This window comes from Streptomyces sp. DSM 41931 (assembly GCF_050271085.1).
Lineage (GTDB): Bacteria > Actinomycetota > Actinomycetes > Streptomycetales > Streptomycetaceae > Streptomyces > Streptomyces albogriseolus.
Map to the genome: position 1 here is coordinate 911,646 of NZ_CP189902.1, position 24,845 is coordinate 936,490.

Below are 24,845 nucleotides of genomic sequence, written 5' to 3' on the forward strand. Positions count from 1 at the left end.
GCCCCCTCACGCGTACGTCCGCCGGTCCCCCTCTCCGGGCCGCACCGCCGCCGCGAGCGCCTCGGCCAGCGGCTCGATCTCCGTGTGCGTGAGGGTGGAGACGGTGACGCGGACACCCGGCGGCGTGTTCATCCGGAAGCGCGCTCCGGGGGCCACCGCCCAGCCGGCGTGCAGCAGCCGGGCGACCGCCCCGGTCTCGTCGGGGACCGGCACCCACAGGTTCATGCCGCTGCGCCCGTGCGCCGCGACCCCGCGCCGGTTCAGCGCCGCGGCCAGGGCGTCCCGGCGCTCCCCGTAGCGCGCCGCGACGGCCGCCGGGTCCACGGCGCCGTCGGCCCACAGCCGCGCCACCGCGCGCTGGAGGGTCAGGCTGACCCAGCCGGGCCCGAGCCGCTGCCTGCCGCGCACCCGGTCGAGGGTGAGCGCGTCGCCGGTGAGGACCGCGAGGCGCAGGTCGGGCCCGTACGCCTTGGCGGCCGAGCGGGAGAAGGCCCAGCGGTGCGTGACGCCCGCGAGGGGGTGCAGGGGCAGGTCGACGATGTGGTGCCCGTGGTCGTCCTCGATCAGCAGCGTCTCCGGATGGCCGGCGAGCACCGCGCGCAGCGCCTCCGCCCGCTCGGCGCTCAGCGCGGCGCCGGTCGGGTTCTGGGCGCGGTCGGTGACGATCAGCGCCCGCGCCCCGCCCTCCAGCGCCCTGCGCACGCCGTCGAGGAGGGGCCCCTCGTCGTCGAGGGCCACCGGCACGGTGCGCAGGCCGAGCGCCGGGACAAGGTCCAGCAGACTCCCCCACCCGGGGTCCTCCACCACGACCGCGTCCCCCGGCCGCAGATGGGCGGCGAGCACCCGCTCCACCGCGTCCAGCGCACCTGAGGTGACGGCGACCGGCCCGTGCGGCACGCCGTCGGCGTCCAGCCCGGCCCGCGCCAACCGCTCCAGTTCGGGGTCCACGGGTGCGTGCCCGTACAGCACCGGCTCCTTGTCGCCCTGGGCCGCGGCCGCGGCGAACGCCCCGGCCAGCGCCGGCAGCAGCGCGGGGTCCGGGTTGCCGTCGGACAGGTCGCGCACGCCCGGTGGGACCTCCACCCGGATCATCTCGCGTGCCGTGGTGGCCGGCTTGGGCCGCACCCGGCTGCCCCGCCGGCCCGCCGTCTCGATGACCCCGCGCTCGCGCAGGGTCCGGTACGCGGCCGCCACGGTGTTCGGGTTCACCTCGAGCCGCATGGCCAACTCCCGCATGGGAGGCAGCAGTTCACCTGGCTGCAGGGCGCCCTCCCCCACCGCCCGCTCGATGCTCGCGGAAATCTCCGCCGCGCGCCGCCCACTGATCCGATACTCTCCTAGCACAAACCACATTATGCACTAGTACAAGGGAGTCGGCCATGCAGGGGCCCCAGCCATCGCAGCAGCGACCCGAGACCTCCTACGCGCCCACCGAGCGCACCGTCCCCACCCGCTCCCCGCAGCGCGCGTCGTACGACAAGGACCTGGTGCACGCGATACTCGACGAGGGCTACGTCTGCCACCTCGGCTTCGTCCGGGACGGCGCCCCGGTCGTCCTGCCCACGCTCTACGGCCGCGTCGGCGAGGTCCTCTACGTCCACGGCTCCACCGGCTCCCGCCCGCTGCGGGCGGCCGGGCAGACCGGCCAAGGGCTTCCGGTGTGCCTCACGGTCACCCATGTCGACGGCCTGGTGCTCGCCCGCTCCGCCTTCCACCACTCGGTCAACTACCGCTCCGTGGTGGTGCACGGCACGGCGTACGACGTGAGCGACCCGGAGGAGAAGCGGCGGGCGCTCGACGCCCTCGTCGACCATGTCGTGCCGGGCCGCGCCGCCGACTCCCGCCCGGCCGACAAGAAGGAACTGGCCGCCACGGCGGTGCTCCGCCTCCCCCTCGCCGAGGTCTCCGCCAAGCTCCGCACCGGCGGCGTCAACGACGAGCCCGAGGACCTGTCCCTGCCCCACTGGGCGGGCGTCCTCCCGGTCCGCACGGCCTACGGCACCCCCGAGCCCGCCCCGGACCTGGCCCCCGGCACGGAGGTCCCCGGCTATCTGACCGCCCTGTGACCTGATCGATCCCTCCGGGCGACGTTCGCCTACGCCGGTCACGCCCGGGACGCGGTGGCCCGGGGCGACGTCCCGCGGGTGCCCCCGGCCGACCGGAGGCACCCTCGTTCACCTCACGCCGGAACGGCGTCCCCCCGTGCCCGTCGCGCCGCCCGCGCGTCCCGGGCCTCGCCTGCCGCCAGGCCCGCCACCGAGCCCAGCATCAGCAGGGTGCCGACCAGCGTGGCCGCCGTGAGCCGCTCGCCGAGCACAGCGACGGCGAGCACCGCCGCGCTGACCGGTTCGAGCAGCATGATCACGGACACCGTCGCCGACCGTACGACCGCGGCGCCCGCGAAGTAGAGGCCGTAGGCCAGCGCGGTCGGCACGGTCGCGACGTAGGCGAGCAGGAGCGACAACGCGCCCGGGGCATCGGTGTGCGGCACCAGTCCCTCCACCGCGGCGAACGGCAGGAGCACCAGGCTGGTGACGGCGAACGCCCCGACGGTCGCGCCGGACGCGTCGGTGCCGCCGTCGCGCCCCCACCACCGGGTGAGCAGGGTCATCGCGGAGTAGCCGGCGGCGGACAGCAGGGCGAGCAGGACGCCCGCCGGGTCCACCGTCGCGTCCCCGCCGCCGAGGACGAGCACCACGAGCCCGGTGAGCGCGCCCGCGACGGACGCGAGCCCGCCGCGCCCCAGCCGCTCGCCCATGGTGAGGCGGGCCCCGACGGCGATCAGCACGGGACCGGCGCCCAGGGTGACGACGGTGGCCACGGCCAGCCCTGTCGCCGACACGGCGGCGAAGTAGGCCGTCTGGAACACCGCGAGACCGATGCCGGTGGCCGTCGCCCGCGCCGCCCGGCGGCCCAGCGGTGCCGGAGCGGCGGCGCGGGAGCGTCCGAAGAGCAGCCGCGCCGCGTACAGCACGGCAAGGCCGACGGCGCAGCGCCAGAAGGACAGGGCGACCGGGCCCATGTCGCTGGTGCGGTACACCAGCGAGGCCGCGGCGCCCGCGGTGCCCCAGGCGGCACCGGCGACGACGAGGTAGATCAGGCCGCGCCCGACGGGCAGGCCGGAGACGTTGTTCGACACGTGTTCTCTCTCCGCAGAGGCGCGCATCACGCGTGTGCGTGGGCGCGGAAGTTCGGAAGGGAGCCCGGCTCAGGCCCCGCCGGGGCCGAGGGACCGGGATCCGCGGACTTCGTCTGCGGGCAGCACCGCGGCGCCCGGCACGCTGCCGGGCGCATCCGCCGGAGGGCCCGCCTCAGGCGGCCGGAGGCGGAAGAACACGTGCGCGCGTATGCATGACGAGCACCTTAGGCGGTGGTTCCGGGCGTGGACAACTCCCGTTCCGGACCGCCGCTCGCGACGGGCTTCTCCGGGGTCTTCGCCGGGGCGGAGGACTGGGCGATGAGGGCGCCGGCCAGGACGACCGCGCCGCCGACGATCTGCGGCGCCGACAGATGCTCACCGAGCAGCACCCAGGCGAGAACGGTGGCGATGACCGCCTCCAGACAGGCGACCACGCCCGCCACCTGCGGTGAGAGGCGGCGCACCGACAGCACGCCGGTGACGTACGCGGCGACCGTGGCGATCAGGACGATCCACCCCAGCAGCAGGAAGGCGGCGACGGGCGTGCCGTCCATCGCGGCGGTGCCGGTGAGCACGGACCAGTCCATGGACCAGGGCCGCGCGACCACGGTGAGCACGGCGGCGCCGATCAGCAGCCCGTACGCGATGACACCGAGCGGGTCGGGGGACTCCTCGCTGTCGCTGCCCTGGTCGGACAGGACGAAGTAACCGACCTGACAGCAGGCGGCGCCGAGCGCGAGCGCGAGTCCGAGGGCGTCGAAGCCGAGTCCTGCCCACACCTCGACAACGCAGGCGAGACCCCCCACGGCGAGCACCACGCCGACGGCGGCGGCACGGGTCACCGGCCGCCGCTGCACGAACCGCACCCAGCCGAGGACGAGGGCGGGCGCCAGGTACTCGACGAGCAGCGCGACGCCGACGGGGATGCGGGAGATCGCGGCGAAGTAGCAGGCCTGGACGCCGGCCACGGCGAAGAGACCGAACCCGGCGAGCAGCGCGGGCCGCCGCAGCAGCAGCCCGCGGTGGCGTACGGCGAGCGGCAGCATGACGAGCGCAGCGCCCGCCACCCGCAGCCATACGACGTGCAGCGGATCCAGCCCGGCCTCGATCAACGGCTTGGCCGCCACACCGGACCCGCCGAAGGCCACGGCGGACACCAGCGCGAGGGTGAGCCCCATGCCCTTGGGGTGAGTCATGAACACCGCCACATGATGCCAGCCCGCGACAGGACCGTCACCCCCAAGGCACCTGACCGATGAGGGCGCGAACTCACCCCGCGGCCCTGTGATCCACCCCCTTGATCACCTCGTGCGGCTCCACTCCCGCCCGCCGCACCACCTCAACGGCCCGAGCCTGCGGCTCCACGACGAGCTCGGCCAGCAGATCGGTCCCCCGCACAGCCCCCTCACCCCGCCGAGCGGCCCGCTCCCGTGCCCGCGCCACGCACACCGCCGCCAGCGGCGAGAACCCGGCCGCCCCCTCCACGACCGGCAGCCCGTCCGAGTCCTCGACGCTCCCCTGCCACCTCAGCCCGTACCCGATGCTGCGCTGCACCAGATACCCGAGCAGCCGCGCCACCGCGGCCCCCTCGCCGAACGCGGCCCGCACCTCGGGATCGGACTCGAGCAGGGAGTGCAGCAGATGGGCGGTGTCGATGTGCCGGTCGCCGCCCCGGACCACCCTGCGCCGGGCGCCGGCCACGACCTCCGCCAGCTCCGCGCCGAGCCCGGCGTCGTCGTCCGCGCCGCGGGCGGCCTGCGCCTGGGGCCACTGGGCCTGCTGCCGGGGAAGAGGGGATCGCACATCCCCCACCCCATCAGTCCGGGCCGCCCGGCACATCGGCGGCGGGACGCATCTCGGCGTCCCACAGGAAGGGGACGTCGCGTGGCGAAATCTCCTCCTTGGGAACGAGATCAGGGCGCACACACCCGAGGGGCGCACGCCACGCGGCGTACGCCCCTCAGACTCTCCCGGCCGGCGGCCACCGGCTCAGTGCTCGTCCGCGAGGATCAGATAGAGCTTCTTGCGAGCCTCGTTGATGACCCCGAGGGCCTTCTCCCGCTGTTCCTTGCTCCCCGTCTTCCAGACCTGCCCGAAGGCCTCCATCAGGCCGAACCCGGCCTGGCGGATCTCGCTCAGCGCCTCCCAGTCGACCCCGCGCGAGGCCTCCTCCCAGGGAGCCTCGGGGCCGTCCTCTGCGGCCGTGCGGCCGGCCTCGGTGAGGGAGAACAGCTTCTTGCCGCCCTCGGACTCGCTGACGATCAGGCCCTCGTCCTCCAGCAGCTGGAGGGTGGGGTAGACCGAGCCGGGGCTGGGCTTCCACGCCCCACCGCTGCGCTCGGCGATCTCCTGGATCATCTCGTAGCCGTGCATCGGGCGGTCCTTCAGCAGGGCCAGGATCGACGCGCGGACGTCACCGCGCCGCGCCCTCCCCCTGGGTCCGCCGCGCCCTCGGCCGCCCCAGGGGCCGCCGTGGCCGAAGCCGGGACCCCAGGGGCCGCCGGGTCCTCCCGGCCCTCCGGGCCCGAAGGGACCGAAGGCGGCACGCAGCCGCTCGAAGTCGCCGCGTCCGCCGCCCCGCGGTCCGCCGTGCCCATGACCGTGTCCGTGCTCATGACCGTAGCCACGCATCGCCATCACTCCATTCCATCGTCGATCTATTGCGATGCTTCAACGATATATCGGAAGAGCTCGCCCGACAAGACCCTTGTGCCGGGCGGCCGCCCGCCCTCTACCGTCGGGGCATGCGGATCCGAATCGTCGATGCCTTCACCGACCGTCCCTTCACCGGCAACCCGGCCGGAGTGCTGCTGCTCGACGCCTTCCCGGAGGACTCCTGGCTGCAGAACGTCGCCCTGGAGGTCAACCACGCCGAGACGGCCTTCGCCCACCCGCTGCCCGAGGGCGGCGAGGCCGACTGGGCGCTGCGCTGGTTCACACCGGTGACCGAGGTGGCCATGTGCGGCCACGCCACGCTTGCCACCGCACACGTCCTGCACGCCACCGGCGCCCACAAGGGCCCGGTGCGGTTCGCCACCCGCAGCGGCGTGCTGGTCGCCGGGACCGCGGAGGACGGCACCGTCGTCCTGGACTTCCCCACGGCCCCGCTCACCGCCGTCGACGTGCCCGAGGGCGTCGCGGAGGCGCTCGGCGCGCCCGTCCTGGCGGCGTTCGACACCGGCCCGCACGTCGGCGACCTGCTGGTCGAGCTGGCCGACGAGCGCACCGTGCGCGCCCTGCGCCCCGACCACAAGGCCTTGATGACGTACTCGGAGCGCGGGATCATCGCCACCGCCCGCGCCGAGGACCCGGCGTCGGAGCACGACTTCGTCTCGCGCTGCTTCTTCCCCAACGTCGGCATCGACGAGGACCCGGTCACCGGCAGCGCGCACACCGCGCTGGCCCCGTACTGGGCGCAGCGGCTCGGCCGCGCCGCCCTCACCGGGCTCCAGGCCTCACCGCGCTCCGGTCTCGTCCGCACCGAGGTGCGCGGCGCCCGCACCCTGCTGGGCGGGCGCGCGGTGACGGTCGTCGACGGCGAACTGCTGGCCTGAGTCCCGCCTCAGCTCACGCCGTCGGCAGCCAGCCGACCTTTCCCGCCAGCAGCGCGTACCCGACGAACGCGCCGATGTCGAGCAGGGTGTGCGCGGCCACCAGCGGCCCGACGCGCCCCCAGCGGCGGTACAGGTGGACGAACACCACGCCCATGACCATGTTGCCGACGAAGCCGCCGATGCCCTGGTACAGGTGGTACGACCCGCGCAGCACCGCGCTGCCCGCCATGGAGGCGGTGGGCGACCAGCCGAGCTGGTCGAGCCGGCGCAGCAGATAGCCGACGACGACGACCTCTTCGAGGATCGAGTTCTGCGCGGCCGACAGGATCAGCACGGGGTACTTCCACCACACCTCGGGCAGCGCCTCCGGCACCACGGTGAGGTTGATGCCGAGCGCGCGCACGGCCAGATAGAAGGCGATGCCGCTGCTGCCGATGACCGCGGCGATCGCGGCGCCCCGGCCGAGGTCGGACCAGGGCCGGGTGCGGTCGAAGCCGATGGTGCGCAGTCCGGCGCCCTCCCGCAGCAGCAGGTGCGCCACCAGGGCCACCGGAACCAGCGCGGTGGTGATGCCGAACAGCTGCCAGGCCAGGTCCAGCCAGGGGCGGCCCGGCGCGGCCGAGGCGTTGAGGGTGGCCGCCTGGTCCTTCAGTCCGCCCGGCCTGGTGACCGAGCCGATGAAGCTGATCAGCGCCGACACTCCGCTCGCGCCGAGCGACAGCGCGAGGACGAGCAGTGTCTCGTCCCGCAGCGTCCTCCGCGAGAGGGTCCGCTCCGGATACGCATCGGCCCCCGGGCCCGCCGCCTCCGCCTGCACACCTGCCTCCACATCACCGGTCGGTCCGATCAGTATGAAGGCAGGACCTGTGCGGCAGGCCGCGGGGCCGGGGCGCCGATCAGTCCCTCAGGGACACCGGTCAGGCCGTCGTCGGCACCGGTTCGGGCAGCCCCACCGGCCATGTGTGCACGGGCTCGCCCTGCTTGGTCAGCTCGCGGTAGCGGCGGGTGGTGGCCGCCAGCGCCTCGTCCCGGCCGAGTCCCGCGTCCAGCGCCCGGTGGAAGGTCGCGGCCTGCCAGGACGCGCCGTTCACCCGGCGCCGGCAGCGCTCCTCGATCACCCCGAGGTACCGGTCCCGGTCGGCGGGCTCGATCCCCCACGCGTCAAGACCGGCCTCGGCGAGCGGCAGCAGTTCCTCCCGTACGAGGGTGACCGCGTCCACCTCGCCCAGGCCGCCGAGGCGTCCGCGCCGGGGCCAGGTGAAGCGGGCGTCGATGCCGTCCTTGCAGGCGGCGTCGAAGTTCGCGGCGGCGGCCTCGAAGGGCAGCCGGCTCCACACCGGGCGGGCGTCCTCGGCGAGGGCGCGGACCACGCCGTAGTAGAAGGCCGCGTTCGCGAGCACGTCGGTCACGGTGGGGCCCGCCGGCAGCACGCGGTTCTCCACGCGCAGGTGGGGCACGCCGTCGGCGATGCCGTAGACGGGGCGGTTCCAGCGGTAGACGGTGCCGTTGTGCAGGACGAGTTCGGCGAGCGAGGGGACGCCGCCGCGGTCCAGCACCTCGAGCGGGTCCTCCTCGTCGCAGATGGGCAGCAGGGCGGGGAAGTAGCGCAGGTTCTCCTCGAAGAGGTCGAACGCCGAGGTCACCCAGCGCTCCCCGAACCAGGTGCGCGGCCGCACGCCCTGCGCCTGGAGCTCGGGCGGGCGGGTGTCGGTGGACTGCTGGAACAGCGGGGGCCGGGACTCGCGCCACAGCTCGCGCCCGAACAGGAAGGGCGAGTTGGCGCCGACGGCGATCTGCGCGGCGGCGACCACCTGCGCCGCGTTCCACACGTCGGGAAAGCGTTCCGGCGTGACCTGGAGGTGCAGCTGCACCGAGGTGCAGGCGGCCTCCGGCGCGATCGACTTCGAGGTGCACCTGAGGTGCTCCACGCCGTCGATGTCGAGGGTGAAGTCCTCACCGCGCGCGGCCACGATCTGATCGTTGAGCAGGGCGTAGCGGTCGACGTCGGAGAGGTTGGAGGAGACGAGGTCGTCGCGGTCGAGCGTCGGCAGGATGCCGATCATCACGATGCCCGCGTCCACCTCCTGGGCCTTGCGGTCGGCGTAGGAGAGCGAGGTCCGCAGTTCCTCGTCGAGCCGGTCGAAAACACGCCCGCCCAGCCGGTGGGGGGCGATGTTCACTTCCAGATTGAACATGGCGAGTTCCGTTTGGAAGTCACGGCTCGCGATGCGTTCGAGGACTTGCGCATTCAACATTTTCGGCATGCCGTCGGCGCCCGCGAGATTGAGTTCGATCTCCAGCCCCATCAGGTTCTTGGGGCGGTCGAACCGCTTCTCCTCCAGGAGTCGCTCCAGGCCCGTCAGGCACCTGCTGAGCTTCTCGCGGTAGCGCTGGCGATCGGACAGGTCGAACTGACCTGCCACGACCTTTTCCCCCATCGAAGCGTCCCTCCTCGGATGGCGTACCGAAGATCGGCCGCCGGGGTCCCGGTCCACAAGCAAGGATGCCCCGCGGATGCGATCGATAACGCCCCGGATCCATGTGGCGCGCGCTACTCTGGTCGAGGTGTCCAGTGGCACATTCACGGGGCAATACGCGGGAACGCGTATCACGGCACGGTTGCGAACTCGTGAAAAGCGCCGACCGGAATGGGCCGACCGCTCGGCGGTCATTGCCCGAGGTCAGTGCGGTGAACCCTTTGGGAAATCGGCATCTTTTTCGCATATCGCCGACCTGAAATATCCTTGCCGGAGCTGCCGGAGAGAGCTAGACGAAACATAGTCTCAACCCGTGTCGTATAAACTTCGTGCACAAGGCAGAACCAGGTTGGCGCCCACGGTCGAGTGATCCAGCCGTGAGACGGTGTGCGGCTCTCCTCACCCCCGTCTCCCGCCCAGACCCTCCGGGCCCCCGCCTCTCTGACCTTCGCGAGCTGACAGCGCCGTCCGCACCGCCACGCCCCGCCCTCGCGCCACTGTGCCTTCGAATGAGAGGCGACCCACCATGCCGCTGCACGTACCCCCGGCTCCCGCGCCCGCACTGCGTTCCGTCCTGACCGCGCTCTCGTCGCCGACCGCCGTGCGCGACGCCCGAACTCCCTCCCTGCTCCGCGCCCAGGGGCCCGCCTCACCCGACCTCCCGCTGCCCGTGCACGTCCTCGACCGGGTCACCGCCGACGGCGAGACCTCGACGACGCTCGCCGGATGGCGCTTCCTGATCCGCACCGGCGACCGCGCGGTGGCCGCCGCCGACACCGTGCTCACCGCCGACGGATGGACCTTCTCCCGCTTCTTCGAGGGCCCGTACATCACTGCCACCGAACTGGCCCTGCGCCAGGCGGAGACCATGGCGCAGCCGTACCAGCCCCGCCTGCTGTCGGTGCCCGGCCTGTACATGCTGGCGCTCTGGCTGCACGGCGACACCGAGGCGGACGGCGCCGCCGGCGTCCCGGCCGCCACCGATCTGCTGGTGCCGCTCGCACCGGCCCCGCCCGGCATCGCGGCCCACCGGCCGCACCGGGTCACCGATCTGCTCCCGGTGCTCACCCACCGCGTGACGCCCACCCGGCTGCTCGGCTCACCCGCCTGACCCGCCCGCTCCCGCACCCCGTCGCCCCCACCCGGGCGGCGGGGTGCGCGCGTCGGGTGACACTGCGTACGCATGTGCGGACCAGTCCCGTCCGGCCATTGCGAACCACCCGAAAGGACAGTGCAGTTGGGATGAACCGTCCGCGCGGGTGACGCGTCATGAACCTGTGAGGGGCGGTGCCGCGAAATGCCTGCGGATCCTCGTCCGTGGGGCAACACTGGATTCCGACCGACTCATCACCACGGGGGCGGCCATGAACGACGATTCACGCCGCGCAACTGACACGACAGCCCACACACAGGTCATCACAGAGCGAGAGAACCCACCCATGTGCCAGCACCAGCCACCGTGCCCCTCAGCCGACTCCGCCGACCGGGAATCCGCCCGTCTCGTGGCGCACCACCCGGAGCAGGGCTGGAGCCTGCTGTGCAACGGTGTGGTCCTCTTCGAGGACACCGGTGAACTCCTGCCCGACGGCAGGGTCATCGCCCCGCAGCGGTCCCGGGACGTCACGCTGACGTCCGCCTGAGCACGGCCGGGCGGGACGGGGACCGCCCGGGGATCACAGGGGCCGGACCGCGGGACGACGCCTCCGCGACCCGGCCCCGAAGCGTGTGCACGGCTCCTCACCCACCGTGTCCCGGCGGAAGGGCACGGTGACGGCCGCCGCGCAGGACCCGCGGTGTGACCGGTGCCGCCTTTCCCCACGCGCCCGCCTTCCGGAAGACTTCTGGAAGTTTCGCGGGTTCCGTCTCGGAGGAGGGGCAAGTGGCAGCACAGGAGACCGACGCCGGGAGCAGGATCACGATCACCGAGATCGCCCGGCAGGCCGGGGTCTCCGTGCCGACCGTCTCCCGCGTGGTCAACGGCCGCTCCGACGTCTCCCCGCAGACCCGCGCCCGGGTCGAGGACCTGCTGCGCCGTCACGGCTACCGCCGGCGCCCCGCCTCCTCCCCCTCCCGCGCAGCGCTGCTCGACCTGGTCTTCAACGACCTCGACAGCCCCTGGGCCGTGGAGATCATCCGCGGGGTCGAGGAGGAGGCGCACACCGCCGGCGTGGGCACCGTGGTGTCGGCGGTCCACGGGCGTTCCGGCGACGCGCGCGAGTGGATCCGCACCCTGCGGGCGCGCGCCTCGGACGGCGTCATCCTCGTCACCTCCGCCCTGGAGTCCTCCCTCCACGAGGAACTGCGCATCCTGGGCGTCCCGCTGGTGGTCGTGGACCCGGGCGGCTCCCCCGGCCTGGACGTCCCCACCATCGGCGCCGCCAACTGGTCCGGCGGCCTCGCGGCCACCCAGCATCTGCTGTCCCTCGGGCACCGCAGGATCGGCCTGATCGCCGGCCCGCCGCGGCTGCTCTGCTCCCGCGCCCGTCTCGACGGCTACCGGGCCGCGCTGGAGGGAGCGGGCGTCACTCCCGACGACACGCTCGTGGTGCCCGGCGACTTCCGCCCCGAGTCCGGCCACGCGGGCTGCCACGCCCTTCTGGATCTGCCGGAGCCGCCCACCGCGGTCTTCGCCGCCGGCGACCAGATGGCGCTCGGGGCGGTCGAGGCGCTGCGCGGCCGGGGGCTGCGGGTGCCGCAGGACATGAGCGTCGTCGGCTTCGACGACCTCCCGGAGGTGCGCTGGTCGGCCCCGCCGCTCACCACGGTCCGCCAGCCGCTCGCCGACATGGGCGCCCTCGCCGTCCGTACGGTGCTCCGCCTCACCCGCGGCGAGCAGCCGGACTCGCCCCGCGTGGAGCTCGGCACCGACCTGGTGGTGCGGGCGAGCACGGCACCGCCCGCGTCGTAGCCGGTACGCCCGCGGCGACCGCGGCACCCTATCGTGACCGGCATGCAGTCCTACACGATCGGCCAGGCAGCGCGGCTGCTCGGCGTCAGCCCGGACACCGCACGCCGCTGGGCGGACGCGGGACGCCTCACCACCCGCCGCGACGACGCCGGGCGCAGGGTGGTCGACGGCCGTGACCTGGCGGCGTTCTCCGTAGAGCTGGCCAAGTCGGCCACGACCGAGGAGGACACCCCGTACACCTCCGCCCGCAACGCGTTCCCCGGCATCGTCACGGCGATCAAGCTCGGTGACGTCGCCGCCCAGGTGGAGATCCAGGCGGGCCCCCACCGCCTGGTCTCCCTGCTCACGCGGGAGGCGGTCGAGGAACTGGGCCTGGAGGTCGGTGTGGAGGCCACGGCACGGGTGAAGTCGACGAACGTCCATATCGACCGCACCTGAGCATCCCGCTCAGGCACGCATCTGCGAATCCCACACGCCGAACGACCTCGCTCATACGGACGCATAGGTGCCATGGACCTCGCAGATGCGTCATGATGAGGAGGCGCGGGGCCGGCGCCCCGCCGACGTCCGCCGCCGTCAGGGAGTGCCTGCGCATGATCCGTTCCGCCCGCCGCGCCGCCGGCCCGGCCGCCCTCGCACTCCTGACCGCCCTCGGGCTCACCGCCTGTTCCCCGTCCTCCTCGTCGGCGAGCGGCGACGGCGGTCCGAGCGGCACCGTGACCGTCTTCGCCGCCGCCTCGCTGGAGGAGAGCTTCACGGCGCTGGGCGAACGCTTCGAGAAGGAACACCCCGGCACCGAGGTGACCTTCAACTTCAACGGCAGCGACTCCCTGGCCGCCGGCATCGTGGGCGGCGCCCCCGCGGACGTCTTCGCCGCCGCCAGCCCCGCCACCATGAAGCGCGTGACGGACGAGAAGCTCACGGCGGGCGACCCGGTCACCTTCGCGCGCAACCGCCTGGCCATCGCCACCGCCCCCGGCAACCCGCATGGCGTCGGCTCCCTGAGGGACCTGGCCGCGCCCGGCCTGAAAGTCGTGCTCTGCGACGAGACGGTGCCGTGCGGAGCCGCTGCCCGAAAGGCCTTCACGGCGGCCGGGGTCGAGGTGACGCCCGCCTCCTACGAGCAGGACGTGAAGAGCGCCCTGACCAAGGTGCGGCTCAGCGAGGCGGACGCCGCCGTCGTGTACCGCACGGATGTGAGGGCGGCCGGTGACAAGGTGGACGGCGTGGACTTCCCGGAGGCCGCCCAGGCCGTCAACGACTACCCGATCGCCCTGCTCGAGCACGCCCCCAACGCCTCGGCCGCGCGGGCCTTCGTCGCGCTCGTGACATCACCGGAGGGGCAGAAGGTGCTCGGGAAGGCCGGGTTCCTCGCGCCGTGACCACCACCGCCCCGGACACCCCCCGCACGGCCCGCCGCCCCCGCGCCCCCGGCCGCGGTGTCCCGCTCGCCCTCCTCGCGCCCGCCCTCGTCGGCCTGGCGTTCCTCCTGGTGCCCCTCCTGGCCCTCGTCGTCCGGGCGCCCTGGCGCGACCTGCCCGAGCAGCTGACCAGCCCGGCCGTCTGGGACGCGCTGCGTCTGTCCCTGGTCTGCGCGACCACCGCGACCGCGCTGAGCCTGGTCGTCGGGGTGCCGCTGGCCTGGCTGCTGGCCCGCACCGACTTCCCCGGGCGGAGCCTGGTGCGCGCCCTGGTGACGCTTCCGCTGGTGCTGCCGCCGGTGGTCGGCGGTGTCGCCCTGCTGCTGGCGCTGGGCCGCAACGGCATCGTGGGCCGCCTGCTGGACGAGTGGTTCGGCGTCACCCTGCCGTTCACCACCGCCGGTGTGGTGCTCGCGGAGACCTTCGTCGCGCTGCCGTTCCTGGTGATCAGCGTCGAGGGCACGCTGCGGGCGGCCGACCCGCGGTTCGAGGAGGCGGCGGCCACCCTGGGCGCGTCCCGCTTCACCGCCTTCCGCCGGGTCACCTTGCCGCTGATCGCCCCGGGTGTCGCGGCCGGCGCCGTGCTCGCCTGGGCCCGCGCCCTCGGCGAGTTCGGCGCCACGATCACCTTCGCCGGGAACTTCCCGGGCCGCACCCAGACCATGCCGCTCGCGGTCTACCTCGCCCTGCAGAACGACCCGGCCGCCGCGATCGCCCTCAGCCTCGTGCTGCTCGCGGTGTCGGTGGCCGTGCTTGCGGGGCTGCGGGACCGCTGGACGAGGGCCGTCTGACCCATGCCGAAGCACCCCGCAGCCCCGCCCCAGGGCCTCGACGCACACCTCGTCGTCGAGCGCGGTTCCTTCCGCCTCGACATCGCGCTGACGGCCGCCCCCGGTGACGTGGTCGCCCTGCTCGGCCCGAACGGGGCGGGCAAGACCACCGCACTGCGGGCCCTCGCCGGACTCGCGCCCCTCACCGGCGGCCGTCTGCGCCTGGACGGCACGGACCTCGCCCGCACCCCGCCCGAATCCCGTCCGGTGGGCGTCGTCTTCCAGGACTACCTGCTGTTCCCGCACCTGACCGCCCTCGACAACGTGGCGTTCGGCCCGCGCTGCCGTGGCGCCGGCAAGGGCGAGGCCCGTGCGCGGGCCGCCGCGTGGCTGGAGCGGATGGGGCTGGCCGGGCACGCGGGCGCCAAGCCGCGGCGGCTCTCCGGCGGCCAGGCCCAGCGCGTGGCGCTCGCCCGGGCCCTGGCCACAGAGCCGCGCCTGCTGCTCCTGGACGAGCCCCTCGCCGCCCTCGACGCCCGCACCCGGCTGGAGGTACGGGCGCGACTGCGCCGCCACCTGGCCGACTTCGAGGCGGTCGCGATCCTGGTGACGCACGACCCGCTGGACGCGATGGTGCTGGCCGACCGGCTGGTCGTCGTGGAGCACGGCCGGGTGGTGCAGGAGGGCGCGCCCGCCGACATCGCCCGCCACCCGCGCACCGAGTACATCGCCCAGCTCGTCGGGCTGAACCTCTACCGCGGCCTGGCGGACGGCCACACCGTACGGCTCGACGCGGGACCGGAGGTGAGCACCACGGAGGACCTGTCCGGGCCCGCGTTCGTCGCGTTCCCGCCCGGCGCGGTCACCCTGTACCGGGACCGGCCCACCGGCTCCAGCGCGCGCAACCTGTGGCGCTGCGAGGTGGCGGGGCTGGAGAGCCACGGCGACCAGATCCGCGTGGAGCTGACCGGCGAACTGCCCCTGGCCGCCGACCTCACCGCCGTCGCCGTGGCCGAACTGGGCCTGCACCCGGGCGCACCGGTCTGGGCGGCGGTCAAGGCCACGCAGACGCACGCCTATCCCGCCTGACGCGCCCCCGGACACGCGGAGGGGCCCCGCCCGGACCGCCCGGGCGGGGCCCCTCACGTCCGCGTGGGTCAGTCCTCGTACGCGTCCAACGGCGGGCAGGAGCAGACCAGGTTGCGGTCGCCGTAGGCCTGGTCGATGCGGCGCACCGGCGGCCAGTACTTGTCGGCGGCGCTCACCTCGCCCGGGAACACGGCCTCCTCGCGGGTGTAGGCGTGCTCCCACTCCCCACCGAGCACGGACGCCGTGTGCGGGGCGTTGCGCAGCGGGTTGTCGTCCGCGGGCCACTCGCCGGAGCCGACCTTCTCGATCTCGGCGCGGATGGCGATCATCGCCTCGCAGAACCGGTCGAGCTCGGTGAGGTCCTCGGACTCGGTGGGCTCGATCATCAGCGTGCCGGCCACCGGGAAGGACATCGTCGGCGCGTGGAAGCCGTAGTCGATGAGGCGCTTGGCCACGTCGTCGACCGTCACGCCGGTCGCCTTGGTGAGCGGGCGCAGGTCGATGATGCACTCGTGCGCGACCAGCCCGCCGGGGCCGGTGTAGAGCACCGGGTAGTGCGGCTCGAGGCGCTTGGCGATGTAGTTGGCGCTGAGCACGGCCACCTGTGTGGCCCGCTTCAGGCCCTCGCCGCCCATCAGCCGGACGTACGCCCAGGAGATGGGCAGGATGCCCGCCGAGCCCCACGGGGCCGCCGAGATGGGTCCGACGCCCGTCTCCGGTCCGGCCTCCGGCTGCAGCGGGTGGTTCGGCAGGTACGGGGCGAGGTGGGCGCGGACGCCGACCGGGCCGACGCCGGGACCGCCGCCGCCGTGCGGGATGCAGAACGTCTTATGCAGGTTCAGGTGGGAGACGTCGCCGCCGAAGTGGCCCGGCTTGGCCAGGCCGACCAGGGCGTTGAGGTTGGCGCCGTCGACGTACACCTGGCCGCCGGCCTCGTGCACCTGGGCGCAGATGTCGGCGACGTGCTCCTCGAACACGCCGTGCGTCGACGGGTACGTGATCATCAGCACGGCCAGCTCGTCGCGGTGCTGCTCGATCTTGGCGCGCAGGTCCTCGACGTCGACCTCGCCGTTCTCGGCGGTCCTGACGACGACGACCTTCATGCCGGCCATCACGGCGGACGCGGCGTTGGTGCCGTGCGCGGAGGACGGGATCAGGCAGACGGTGCGCTGCTCGTCGCCGTTGGCGCGGTGGTAGCCGCGGACGGCGAGCAGACCGGCCAGCTCGCCCTGGGAGCCGGCGTTGGGCTGGAGGGACACCTTGTCGTAGCCGGTGACCTCGGCGAGACGGTCCTCCAGCTCGCGGATGAGCGTGAGATAGCCCTCGGCCTGCTCGGCCGGGACGAACGGGTGCAGCTGGCCGAACTCGGGCCAGGTGACCGGCTCCATCTCGGTGGTCGCGTTGAGCTTCATGGTGCAGGAGCCCAGCGGGATCATGCCGCGGTCCAGCGCGTAGTCGCGGTCGGCGAGGCGGCGCAGGTAGCGCAGCATGGCCGTCTCGGAGCGGTGCTGGTGGAACACCGGGTGGGTGAGGTAGTCGTCGGTGCGCAGCAGCGCCTCCGGCAGGGCGTCGGACGCGGAGGCGTCCAGCGCCTCGACATCGGCCTGCACGCCGAAGGCGCGCCACACGGCGGAGACCTGGTCGCGGGTGGTGGTCTCGTCGCAGGCGACGGAGACGGTGTCGGCGTCGACGAGGCGCAGGTTGACGCCGTGGTCACGGGCGGCGGCGACGACCTCGGGGGCCCGCCCGGCGACCCGCACGGTGAGGGTGTCGAAGTAGGAGCCGTGGACCACCTCGGCGCCGCCGGAGCGCAGGCCCTCGGCGAGGATCGCGGCGTAGCGGTGGGTGCGGCGGGCGATGGTCCGCAGGCCCTCGGGGCCGTGGTAAACGGCGTACATGCCGGCCATGACGGCGAGCAGCACCTGCGCGGTGCAGATGTTGCTGGTGGCCTTCTCGCGGCGGATGTGCTGCTCACGCGTCTGCAGGGCCAGGCGGTAGGCCTTGTTGCCGTCGGCGTCGACGGAGACGCCGACGAGGCGGCCGGGCAGGCTGCGGGCCATCTTGTCCTGGACGGCCATGTAGCCGGCGTGCGGTCCGCCGAAGCCCATGGGGACGCCGAAGCGCTGCGTGGTGCCCACCGCGATGTCCGCGCCCAGCTCGCCGGGGGACTTCAGCAGGGTGAGGGCGAGCAGGTCGGCGGCGACGGTGACGAGCGCGCCGCGCTCGTGTGCCTGGTCGATCACCGGCTTGATGTGCCGGACGGCGCCGGACGCGCCCGGGTACTGGATCAGGACGCCGTTGATCTCACGGCCGTCGAGCTCGGCGGGGATGCCGTCGCTCAGGTCGGCGACGACGACCTCGACGCCGGTCGGCTCGGCGCGGGTCTCGATCACGGCGACGGTCTGCGGCAGGGCGTCCGCGTCGACCAGGAAGAGGCCCTTCTTGTTCTTGCCCATGCGCCGGGACAGCGCCATCGCCTCGGCGGCCGCGGTGCCCTCGTCGAGCAGGGAGGCGCCGGACGTGGGCAGGCCGGTGAGATCGGCGACCATCGTCTGGAAGTTCAGCAGCGCCTCGAGCCGGCCCTGCGAGATCTCCGGCTGGTACGGCGTGTACGCCGTGTACCAGGCGGGGTTCTCCATGACGTTGCGCAGGATGACGGGCGGGGTGAACGTGCCGTAGTAGCCCAGGCCGATCATGGAGCCGAGGACCTGGTTGCGGCCGGCGAGGGCGCGCAGCTCGGCGAGCACCTCGGCCTCGCTGCGGGCGCCCGGCAGGTCCAGCGCGTCGGCGTTCTTGATCACGTCGGGCACGGCGGCGGCGGTCAGCTCGTCGAGCGAGCCGTAGCCCACCTGGGCCAGCATCTTCGCCCGGGCCTCGTGGTCGGGGCCGATGTGGCGCTGCTCGAAGGGGATTCCCTGTTCGAGCTCGGAGAGCGGGGTGCGGGGGGCAGTCATTGAGGAGGCCTCCTGGTCCGACGACCTTCGAGGGGCACCACGGCGCAGGTGCCCGGACGGCCTCCCCCTCTGTCATCTCAACCTGAGAGTTTCACCGGAACGCCGAGGGCGGTCCGGTTTTCACCGTCGGTGAGAGCGGAAGCCGTCGACACCCGCCCTGCTTTCCAGAGTGACCTCGTCCGTGCGGTACGTGTGCCTGAGAGATTCCGGGGAGGATTTGCTCCTTCGGCGCCTCCGGTGGTGCCTGGAGGACTCTCCCGCACGGGATCAGCGGCCGTTGCCAGCCTACCAGCGAGGTCCGGACCCCGGCCTTCGAGTGGCCGTTCCGCCGATTGTGCCGTTTTGTGGTGCTAACGGATGACTCGCGAGGAGTGGAGGGCCTGTGCAGACCGACATCGACCCGCGTCACCTCATCGGCCGCAAGGCGTACGACCGCAACGGCACCCGCATCGGCACGATCGACGAGGTCTACCTCGACGACGCCACCGGTGTGCCGGAGTGGGCGGCGATACGCACCGGCCTGTTCAGCCGGGACGCCTTCGTGCCCCTGGAGCCCAGCGAGCTGGTCGACGGGGCCCTGCACGTGCCGTTCGAACGGTCCCTCATCAAGGACGCCCCCGACTTCGGCGTCGGCCGCCATCTGTCCCCGGAGCAGGAGCTCCAGCTGTACCACCACTACGGCCTGGACGTGGCCTTCCCTCCCCCGCTCCCGGACCGCGACTTCGGCAAGCTGGCGGGCCAGGAGGGACACGCCTGACGCCACCGGGGGCGGCGGTCTCTCGGAACCTGTGCCTGGGCCGGCCCGCGGCGATCTGCACCACCCTCGCCCACGGCGGGTGGCCGGCTCCACCGGCAGCGGGTCAGGCTTCCAGCGGCCGAGGCCGCGACGGCGCGTCCGGTGTCCCCCGGGTCGTCGTCTCGAGCAGGTCCGGTGGATCGTCCACCAACGGCAGCGGGTCCGCGGGCTCGAGCGCCGGGTCGTCGACGCGAAACGTCTTCACACGGCCCGGCGCCGAGCCGGGGGTCTCGAAGCGGACCGTCACGCGGCCCAGTCCGCTGCCCTGCACCCACCCGTGCCCGTGCTCGGCGTGCCGGACGTCGTGGCCCGCGGGCCAGCGCCGCTCGGCGGGGGTCTCCGGGCGCGGCTCGGGCGCCGTCTCGGGTTCCTCGCCCTCCGGCGTCTCCTCCCCCGCACCGCCCGCCGCCTGGGCGAACAGGTCCTCCTGCGTGTAGTCCGCCAGCCCGCTGACGCCGACGCCCAGCAGCCGTACGCCGCCCGTGGTGTCCACCGAGTCCAGCAGCCGCGCAGCCGCCTCCCGGACGACGGCCGGGTCGTCGGTGGGGCCCCGCAGCGTCTCGGACCGGGTCAGCGTGGAGAAGTCGTACCGCCGCACCTTCAGCACGATGGTGCGTCCGGACAGCCCCGCGCCGCGCAGCCTGCGCACGCAGCGGTCGGCGAGCCGCTGCACCTCCAGGCCGACTCGCACCCGGTCGTGGATGTCCACGTCGTACGTGTCCTCGACGGACACCGACTTCGTCTCGCGCTCGGCGACGACGGGCCGGTCGTCGCGGGCCAGCGCCATCGCGTACAGCGCGTGCCCGTGCGCCTTGCCCAGCAGCCGCACCAGTTCGTCCTCGCCCGCCTCGGCGATCTCGCCGACCGTGTGGATGCCGGCCCGCCGCAGATGGTCGCCGGTGGCGGGTCCGACACCCGGGAGGGTCCGCACCGGCATCGGCTCCAGCATCGCGCGCTCGGTGCCGGGCTCGATCACGACCAGCCCGTCCGGCTTCGCCTCCTCCGAGGCGATCTTCGCCAGCATCTTGGAGGCGGCCAGCCCCACGGAGCCGGTCAGTCCCGTGACCGCGCGGATGTCGGCGCGCAGCTTCGTGCCGGCCAGCCGCGCCGACCGCTCGTCCCACGCCGTGCCCCCGGCCTCCAGATCGACGAACGCCTCGTCGAGGCTGAGCGGCTCCACCAGGGGCGACAGGGCGCGCAGCAGCGCCATCACCTGGTCGCTGATCGAGCGGTACAGCGCGAACCGGGGCACCAGATACGCGGCGTTCGGCGCGAGCCGCCGGGCCTGGGACATGGGCATCGCGGAGTGCACGCCCAGCACGCGCGCCTCGTATGAGGCGGTGGCGACCACGCCACGAGGCCCGAGACCGCCCACGATCACGGCCTTGCCGCGCAGACTCGGCTTGGACGCCTGCTCCACCGAGGCGTAGAAGGCATCCATGTCGAGATGCAGGATCGTGGGAGCGGATCTCACATCTCCGATGCTGCCCTACGCCACTGACAACGTCCTCGTCGGGCCGGGCCCCGCGCGGCGCGGGCTCAGACCGCGCGGTTCCTGCGCCGGGCCAGCTCGTCCATCGGGTTGTGGCCGATCAGGGTCTCCCCCGTGTCGACACGCTCGCCGTGCAGCTGCGACAGCGCGCTCTCGACGTCCCGCCACACCACGCCCACGGCGATGCCGAAGACGCCCTGGCCGCCCTGCAGCAGGGCGTGGACCTCGTCGGGCGACGTGCACTCGTAGACCGTCGCGCCGTCGCTCATCAGCGTCATGCGCTCCAGGTCGCTGAAGCCGCGCTCGCGCAGGTGCTGGACGGCGGTGCGGATGTTCTGCAGGGACACGCCGGTGTCCAGGAACCGCTTCACGATCTTCAGCACGACGACGTCGCGGAAGCTGTACAGCCGCTGTGTGCCGGACCCGTGGGCGGGGCGCACGCTCGGCTCGACCAGCCCCGTGCGCGCCCAGTAGTCGAGCTGGCGGTAGGTGATGCCGGCCGCGGCGCAGGCCGTGGGCCCCCGGTAGCCGATCTCCTCGGTCGCCATGGCCGCCGCCCCTCCACCGCTCGGAACGGCCGTCGGTCGCTGCGGAGCGGGCTCGATCGCACCGCCGCGCGCGGGATGGCCCCCGCCCGAGCGGAGCGGAGAGCTCTGGGGAGGATACGGCCCGCCCGCCCCGAAAACGCGTCCGGGGGCACCCCCCGCCGTACCGTCGCCGCTGCTTCTCACGCCGACCTCCGTCCTTGACCTGCCTCCTCGACGGTAGGCAGTCACCAAGGGTGCGTCAACGATCGCCACACTCGGCACGCCGAGTGATAATCACCCTAAGAGTGGTTTCCCGTACCCCGTCGCGGGGAAAGGCTAGCCGAATGTTCTCGGCGCGGGCCGCGACCGACGCCAGGTCCGCGGGAAACGGCTCACTGGTTGCTGCTCCCGAAGTCCTCGGGCGAGATCTGGTCGAGGAACTCGCGGAACTTCTCCACCTCGTCCTCCTGCTCGTCCGGAATGGCGATGCCGGCGTCGTCCAGCACCGTGTCGCTTCCGTAGATCGGGGTCCCCGTACGCAGGGCGAGAGCTATGGCGTCGGAGGGGCGGGCGCTCACCTCGACACCGCTGGCGAAGACCAGCTCGGCGTAGAACACGCCTTCGCGCAGGTCGGTGATGCGCACTTCCGTGAGCTCCTGTCCCACGGCCTCCAGCACGTCCTTGAACAGGTCGTGGGTCAGCGGCCGTGCGGGCGCCATGCCCTGCTGGGCGAAGGCGATGGCCGTCGCCTCCCCGGGGCCGATCCAGATGGGGAGGTAGCGGTCGCCGCCCACTTCACGCAACAGCACGATCGGTTGGTTGGAGGGCATTTCCACCCGGACACCTACGACATCGAGCTCGTTCACACAGCAACCCTAGGCCGTGCCCGGGACGTTTGGGTAGTCGGGCCGGGATCGGGTGGCCGATCCGGCGGCCCTGTGCTGCTTCTCGAGGGTCCTCAGGGCAGCCGCACCCCGAGCGCCGACCGCACCAGCGCCGCGTGCAGCTTCATGGTGAGACCGGCCAGTTCCTTGGTGCGGTCTTCGGCATGCGCCCTGGTCTGCGGGTTGCGGTGGCGCCGCAGCGGCGCGACGACCTGCTCCACCAGCCCGGCCTCCCGCTCGGCGGCCGCCTTCATGGCCCGCAGATGGCGGGGCTCGATCCCGTACCGCCCCAGTTCCATGAGCAGCCCGGCGACGGTGACCGCCTCCGCGTCGTACACCCCGTCCCCCACCGGGACGAGCAGGCCGTACGACTCCCACTCGGCGAGCCGCTGCTCGTCCACCCCGGCGGCGGCGAGCAGCTGGCAGCGCCCGATCCGGGCCGCCGTGGGCTTCTCCAGGACGCACTCGGCGGGGTCCTCGCCGTCACCCGGACGGCTCAGCGCCGGCAGCGGCGGGGCCTCACCGCGCTCCATGGCCGCCAGGTGCTCCCGGATCACCTTGAGCGGCAGATAGTGGTCGCGCTGCATGCGCAGCACATGGCCGAGGCGCTCGACGTCCTCCGCGCTGAACTTGCGGTACCCCGACGGGGTGCGGCGTGGCTCGACGAGCCCTTCCGACTCCAGGAAGCGGATCTTGGAGATGGTGACCTCGGGGAACTCCTCGCGCAGCACGCTCAGCACCGCACCGATGCTCAGCAGTCCGGTGTCCGTGGCGGCGGCGCCGTCGCCGGCACCGCCGCTCGGTGTCTGCAGCATGGACCCTTCCTGGAGTCCCCCGGGACCGCGTCCGGGGAGGTCAGTAGCTCCGCTGGCTCGCGTAGAAGACCAGCCGGTACTTGCCGATCTGCACCTCGTCGCCGTTGGACAGGGCGACCTGGTCGATCCGCTCGCGGTTGACGTAGGTGCCGTTCAGGCTGCCGACGTCGGCGACCGTGAACGAGCCGTCCGGGCTGCGACGGAACTCCACATGGCGGCGGGAGACCGTCACGTCGTCGAGGAAGATGTCGCTCTGCGGGTGACGCCCGGCCGTGGTCAGGTCGCCGTCCAGCAGGAAGCGGCTGCCCGAGTTCGGCCCGCGGCGCACGACCAGCAGGGCGGAGCCCACCGGCAGCGCGTCGACGGCCGCCTGCGCCTCCGGGGAGAGCGCGGGCACCTGATGCTGACCCGTGGCCTCGGAGTCGTAGGCCTCGAGGCCGGAGATGGAGATCGTGGACGTCGTCTCGGAGGGGCGCTCCGGGGTGACGCCCGGCTTCAGCGGCGCACCGCAGTTCGAACAGAAGCGGCTGTTCTCCGCGTTGCGGTTGCCGCACCTCGAACACACCAGGGCCGACATGGACGGATCCTCCTGCCGCGGCTGCCCGCCGGGGGCATGGGACGCGTACGGACCGGAGTAACCTCCGCCCGCACCTGGGCTCGACGGCTGGCCAGAACCTATGCCGCCCGACTGCGCAGGGTCAACGGAGGCCCCGCCCGTCTCGTCGCGGAACAGCGGACGCTGGCCTTCCGCACCGGGCTGCGCGCGGTGACGAGCGGTCGCGCTGTCGCCGTCCTCTCGCCGCGCGCTCTTGCCGAACAACTTCCCAAACAACTTCACGGGCGATTCCCCTTGACCGAAACAGACCCGCCCGTGGGGCAGGACGAACCCTGACTGAACACATTGGCCGACCCGGACATCTTCACAACGTCCGCCTCCGCCAGACAGTTTCCACCACGCACCACCCATTCGGTGCGCCGACCCCCCGCAACCTCATGCCCTGGCCGGACAACCCCCATGCACCCTCGGTTCACCGGGAGGACGACCGAGCGTAGTCAGGCCGCTTCGGCGCTCGCAAGGCATCCACAACGATCTTGTCAGTCCGCTCCACGGTAACGGTGGCCTGTTCCTTCTCGAGCGTCTGCACCACGCCTCCGGGGATGTTGAGCGCCGGCTCCAGGTCCTGCGGCTTGCCGATGACCTTGAAACGATAGGGAGACTTGATCTTGTTCCCGTCCACGGAGACTCCACCGTCCGCGTCCGACAGATAGGTGCCGGCCACCACCCGCACCCCGTTCACCTGGATCGCCTCCGCGCCCGCGGCGCGCAGCTCCTGGATGGCGTCGAGCAGCATGTCCGACTCGACCGTCCCCTTCGTGTCCTCGATGGTCATCTCGATGCCGGGCCCCTGCGCGGCCACGGTGCCCGCGAGGACGCCGAGTTGCCGTTCCTTCTCGATCGTCTGCCTGCGCGCCTCCTCCGCCTGGTCGGAGCTGTTCTCCAGCTCCTCCCGCTGCTTCTCGAGACCCTGCTTCTCGTCTTCAAGACGCTCGGTCCGGTCGTCGAGTTCATCGAGGATGCGCACAAGATCTTCCTGGCGTGCGCCGCGCAGCGCGCTGTCGGTGTCGCTGGTGGAGGCGACCTGGACGGCGAGACCGAAGCCGAGCCCGAACAGCAGCAGGGCGACGATCAGTTGGGCCCGGGTCACGCGCGGCGGCCACAGCCCGTTCACGAGCCGTCGCCGCCCGGTCAGCCCGGGCTCGCCGGGCCCGTCGGCGGCGGGCGCCTCGGATGCCTGGGGCTTCTGAGAGACCTGCGGCGGGTGGGTCGTGCGGGGTGCCTCGCTCGCGCCGGTCCTCCCGTACGCGGTCCGCGGGGCGGTCGGAGGCACCTCCGCGGGCAGTTCCCGGCGCAGCCCGGCCGGGGGCGCCCCGGGGGCGGACGCGGGCGTGTCGGGGACGGACCGCGGCGGGGTCACCGCCGGGCGCGTCGTCTCGGGCTGTTCGCGCTCGCTCATCGGC

General features: G+C 73.2%; 24 protein-coding genes and 1 riboswitch. Of the genes, 10 read left to right on the forward strand and 14 right to left on the reverse strand.

Features of this window, described 5'->3' with window-relative positions; translation table 11 throughout:
* Positions 1-6: 6 nt before the first annotated feature.
* Positions 7-1,344 carry an aminotransferase class I/II-fold pyridoxal phosphate-dependent enzyme gene (locus ACP7TJ_RS04430; protein WP_427762199.1) on the reverse strand — a complete coding sequence of 446 codons (1,338 nt, stop codon included), beginning with the start codon at positions 1,342-1,344 and terminating at the stop codon, positions 7-9.
* Between the two features lie 35 nt (positions 1,345-1,379).
* Between ACP7TJ_RS04430 and ACP7TJ_RS04435 the strand changes: the two genes are divergently transcribed.
* Positions 1,380-2,066 carry a pyridoxamine 5'-phosphate oxidase family protein gene (locus tag ACP7TJ_RS04435; RefSeq protein ID WP_266395552.1) on the forward strand — a complete coding sequence of 229 codons (687 nt, stop codon included), beginning with the start codon at positions 1,380-1,382 and terminating at the stop codon, positions 2,064-2,066.
* 113 nt (positions 2,067-2,179) lie between these two features.
* Here the strand turns inward: ACP7TJ_RS04435 and ACP7TJ_RS04440 are convergent, their stop codons facing one another.
* The 4 genes from ACP7TJ_RS04440 to ACP7TJ_RS04455 form a co-directional block, all read right to left on the reverse strand.
* Positions 2,180-3,139, reverse strand: coding sequence for a DMT family transporter (locus tag ACP7TJ_RS04440; protein WP_167742526.1), 960 nt, complete (start codon positions 3,137-3,139; stop codon positions 2,180-2,182).
* Positions 3,140-3,363: 224 nt separating this feature from the next.
* Positions 3,364-4,335 (reverse strand): EamA family transporter, encoded by a 972-nt coding sequence (locus tag ACP7TJ_RS04445; RefSeq protein ID WP_427767275.1) that lies wholly within the window; start codon positions 4,333-4,335, stop codon positions 3,364-3,366.
* 73 nt (positions 4,336-4,408) lie between these two features.
* The gene (locus tag ACP7TJ_RS04450; RefSeq protein WP_093764960.1) at positions 4,409-4,942 is read right to left on the reverse strand and encodes a peptidase; all 534 of its coding nucleotides are present in this window, start codon (positions 4,940-4,942) and stop codon (positions 4,409-4,411) included.
* A 186-nt stretch (positions 4,943-5,128) separates the two neighbouring features.
* A complete protein-coding gene (locus ACP7TJ_RS04455; RefSeq protein ID WP_093764959.1) occupies positions 5,129-5,770 on the reverse strand; it encodes a PadR family transcriptional regulator in 642 nt (213 codons plus the stop codon).
* Between the two features lie 113 nt (positions 5,771-5,883).
* Here ACP7TJ_RS04455 and ACP7TJ_RS04460 point away from each other — a divergent pair, with 113 nt between their 5' ends.
* Complete coding sequence (locus ACP7TJ_RS04460; protein WP_193459771.1) at positions 5,884-6,693, forward strand: PhzF family phenazine biosynthesis protein; 810 nt, start codon at positions 5,884-5,886, stop codon at positions 6,691-6,693.
* A 13-nt stretch (positions 6,694-6,706) separates the two neighbouring features.
* Here ACP7TJ_RS04460 and ACP7TJ_RS04465 read toward each other — a convergent pair whose 3' ends face one another.
* Positions 6,707-7,510, reverse strand: a complete 804-nt coding sequence (locus tag ACP7TJ_RS04465) for a CPBP family intramembrane glutamic endopeptidase (protein ID WP_427762203.1) — start codon at positions 7,508-7,510, stop codon at positions 6,707-6,709.
* 100 nt (positions 7,511-7,610) lie between these two features.
* On the reverse strand, positions 7,611-9,131 hold the full coding sequence (locus tag ACP7TJ_RS04470; RefSeq protein ID WP_167742530.1) for a glutamate-cysteine ligase family protein: 1,521 nt from the start codon (positions 9,129-9,131) through the stop codon (positions 7,611-7,613).
* A 565-nt stretch (positions 9,132-9,696) separates the two neighbouring features.
* Here ACP7TJ_RS04470 and ACP7TJ_RS04475 point away from each other — a divergent pair.
* From ACP7TJ_RS04475 to ACP7TJ_RS04505, 7 genes are all read left to right on the forward strand, one after another.
* Positions 9,697-10,281 (forward strand): hypothetical protein, encoded by a 585-nt coding sequence (locus ACP7TJ_RS04475; RefSeq protein WP_189912324.1) that lies wholly within the window; start codon positions 9,697-9,699, stop codon positions 10,279-10,281.
* A 328-nt stretch (positions 10,282-10,609) separates the two neighbouring features.
* Complete coding sequence (locus tag ACP7TJ_RS04480) at positions 10,610-10,810, forward strand: DUF5999 family protein (protein WP_093764907.1); 201 nt, start codon at positions 10,610-10,612, stop codon at positions 10,808-10,810.
* A gap of 239 nt (positions 10,811-11,049) precedes the next feature.
* Complete coding sequence (locus ACP7TJ_RS04485; RefSeq protein ID WP_367448077.1) at positions 11,050-12,078, forward strand: LacI family DNA-binding transcriptional regulator; 1,029 nt, start codon at positions 11,050-11,052, stop codon at positions 12,076-12,078.
* 42 nt (positions 12,079-12,120) lie between these two features.
* Positions 12,121-12,516, forward strand: coding sequence for a TOBE domain-containing protein (locus ACP7TJ_RS04490; RefSeq protein ID WP_093764958.1), 396 nt, complete (start codon positions 12,121-12,123; stop codon positions 12,514-12,516).
* A 155-nt stretch (positions 12,517-12,671) separates the two neighbouring features.
* Positions 12,672-13,460 (forward strand): molybdate ABC transporter substrate-binding protein, encoded by a 789-nt coding sequence (gene modA, locus ACP7TJ_RS04495; RefSeq protein WP_427762207.1) that lies wholly within the window; start codon positions 12,672-12,674, stop codon positions 13,458-13,460.
* Positions 13,457-14,290 carry a molybdate ABC transporter permease subunit gene (gene modB / locus ACP7TJ_RS04500; protein WP_167742535.1) on the forward strand — a complete coding sequence of 278 codons (834 nt, stop codon included), beginning with the start codon at positions 13,457-13,459 and terminating at the stop codon, positions 14,288-14,290. The genes modA and modB overlap by 4 nt, the downstream gene beginning before the upstream one ends.
* A 3-nt stretch (positions 14,291-14,293) precedes the next feature.
* Positions 14,294-15,358, forward strand: a complete 1,065-nt coding sequence (locus ACP7TJ_RS04505) for an ABC transporter ATP-binding protein (protein ID WP_427762210.1) — start codon at positions 14,294-14,296, stop codon at positions 15,356-15,358.
* A 68-nt stretch (positions 15,359-15,426) separates the two neighbouring features.
* On the opposite strand, the gene gcvP is transcribed toward ACP7TJ_RS04505, so the two are convergent.
* On the reverse strand, positions 15,427-18,312 hold the full coding sequence (gene gcvP, locus ACP7TJ_RS04510; protein ID WP_401408428.1) for an aminomethyl-transferring glycine dehydrogenase: 2,886 nt from the start codon (positions 18,310-18,312) through the stop codon (positions 15,427-15,429).
* Between the two features lie 174 nt (positions 18,313-18,486).
* Positions 18,487-18,582: riboswitch (glycine riboswitch) on the reverse strand.
* 112 nt (positions 18,583-18,694) lie between these two features.
* Between gcvP and ACP7TJ_RS04515 the strand changes: the two genes are divergently transcribed.
* Positions 18,695-19,069 (forward strand): PRC-barrel domain-containing protein, encoded by a 375-nt coding sequence (locus ACP7TJ_RS04515; RefSeq protein WP_401408430.1) that lies wholly within the window; start codon positions 18,695-18,697, stop codon positions 19,067-19,069.
* Between the two features lie 103 nt (positions 19,070-19,172).
* On the opposite strand, the gene ACP7TJ_RS04520 is transcribed toward ACP7TJ_RS04515, so the two are convergent.
* From ACP7TJ_RS04520 to ACP7TJ_RS04545, 6 genes are all read right to left on the reverse strand, one after another.
* Positions 19,173-20,582, reverse strand: a complete 1,410-nt coding sequence (locus ACP7TJ_RS04520) for a DNA polymerase IV (RefSeq protein ID WP_189912330.1) — start codon at positions 20,580-20,582, stop codon at positions 19,173-19,175.
* 65 nt (positions 20,583-20,647) lie between these two features.
* On the reverse strand, positions 20,648-21,331 hold the full coding sequence (locus ACP7TJ_RS04525) for a MerR family transcriptional regulator (protein WP_193459781.1): 684 nt from the start codon (positions 21,329-21,331) through the stop codon (positions 20,648-20,650).
* 188 nt (positions 21,332-21,519) lie between these two features.
* On the reverse strand, positions 21,520-21,993 hold the full coding sequence (locus ACP7TJ_RS04530) for a bifunctional nuclease family protein (RefSeq protein WP_030833746.1): 474 nt from the start codon (positions 21,991-21,993) through the stop codon (positions 21,520-21,522).
* A gap of 92 nt (positions 21,994-22,085) precedes the next feature.
* Positions 22,086-22,826, reverse strand: coding sequence for a MerR family transcriptional regulator (locus tag ACP7TJ_RS04535; RefSeq protein WP_427762213.1), 741 nt, complete (start codon positions 22,824-22,826; stop codon positions 22,086-22,088).
* Positions 22,827-22,866: 40 nt separating this feature from the next.
* Positions 22,867-23,793 (reverse strand): FHA domain-containing protein, encoded by a 927-nt coding sequence (locus tag ACP7TJ_RS04540; RefSeq protein ID WP_167742539.1) that lies wholly within the window; start codon positions 23,791-23,793, stop codon positions 22,867-22,869.
* 61 nt (positions 23,794-23,854) lie between these two features.
* Entirely contained in the window at positions 23,855-24,841 is a 987-nt protein-coding gene (locus tag ACP7TJ_RS04545) for a DUF881 domain-containing protein (protein ID WP_167742540.1), read from the reverse strand.
* Between the last annotated feature and the right edge of the window lie 4 nt (positions 24,842-24,845).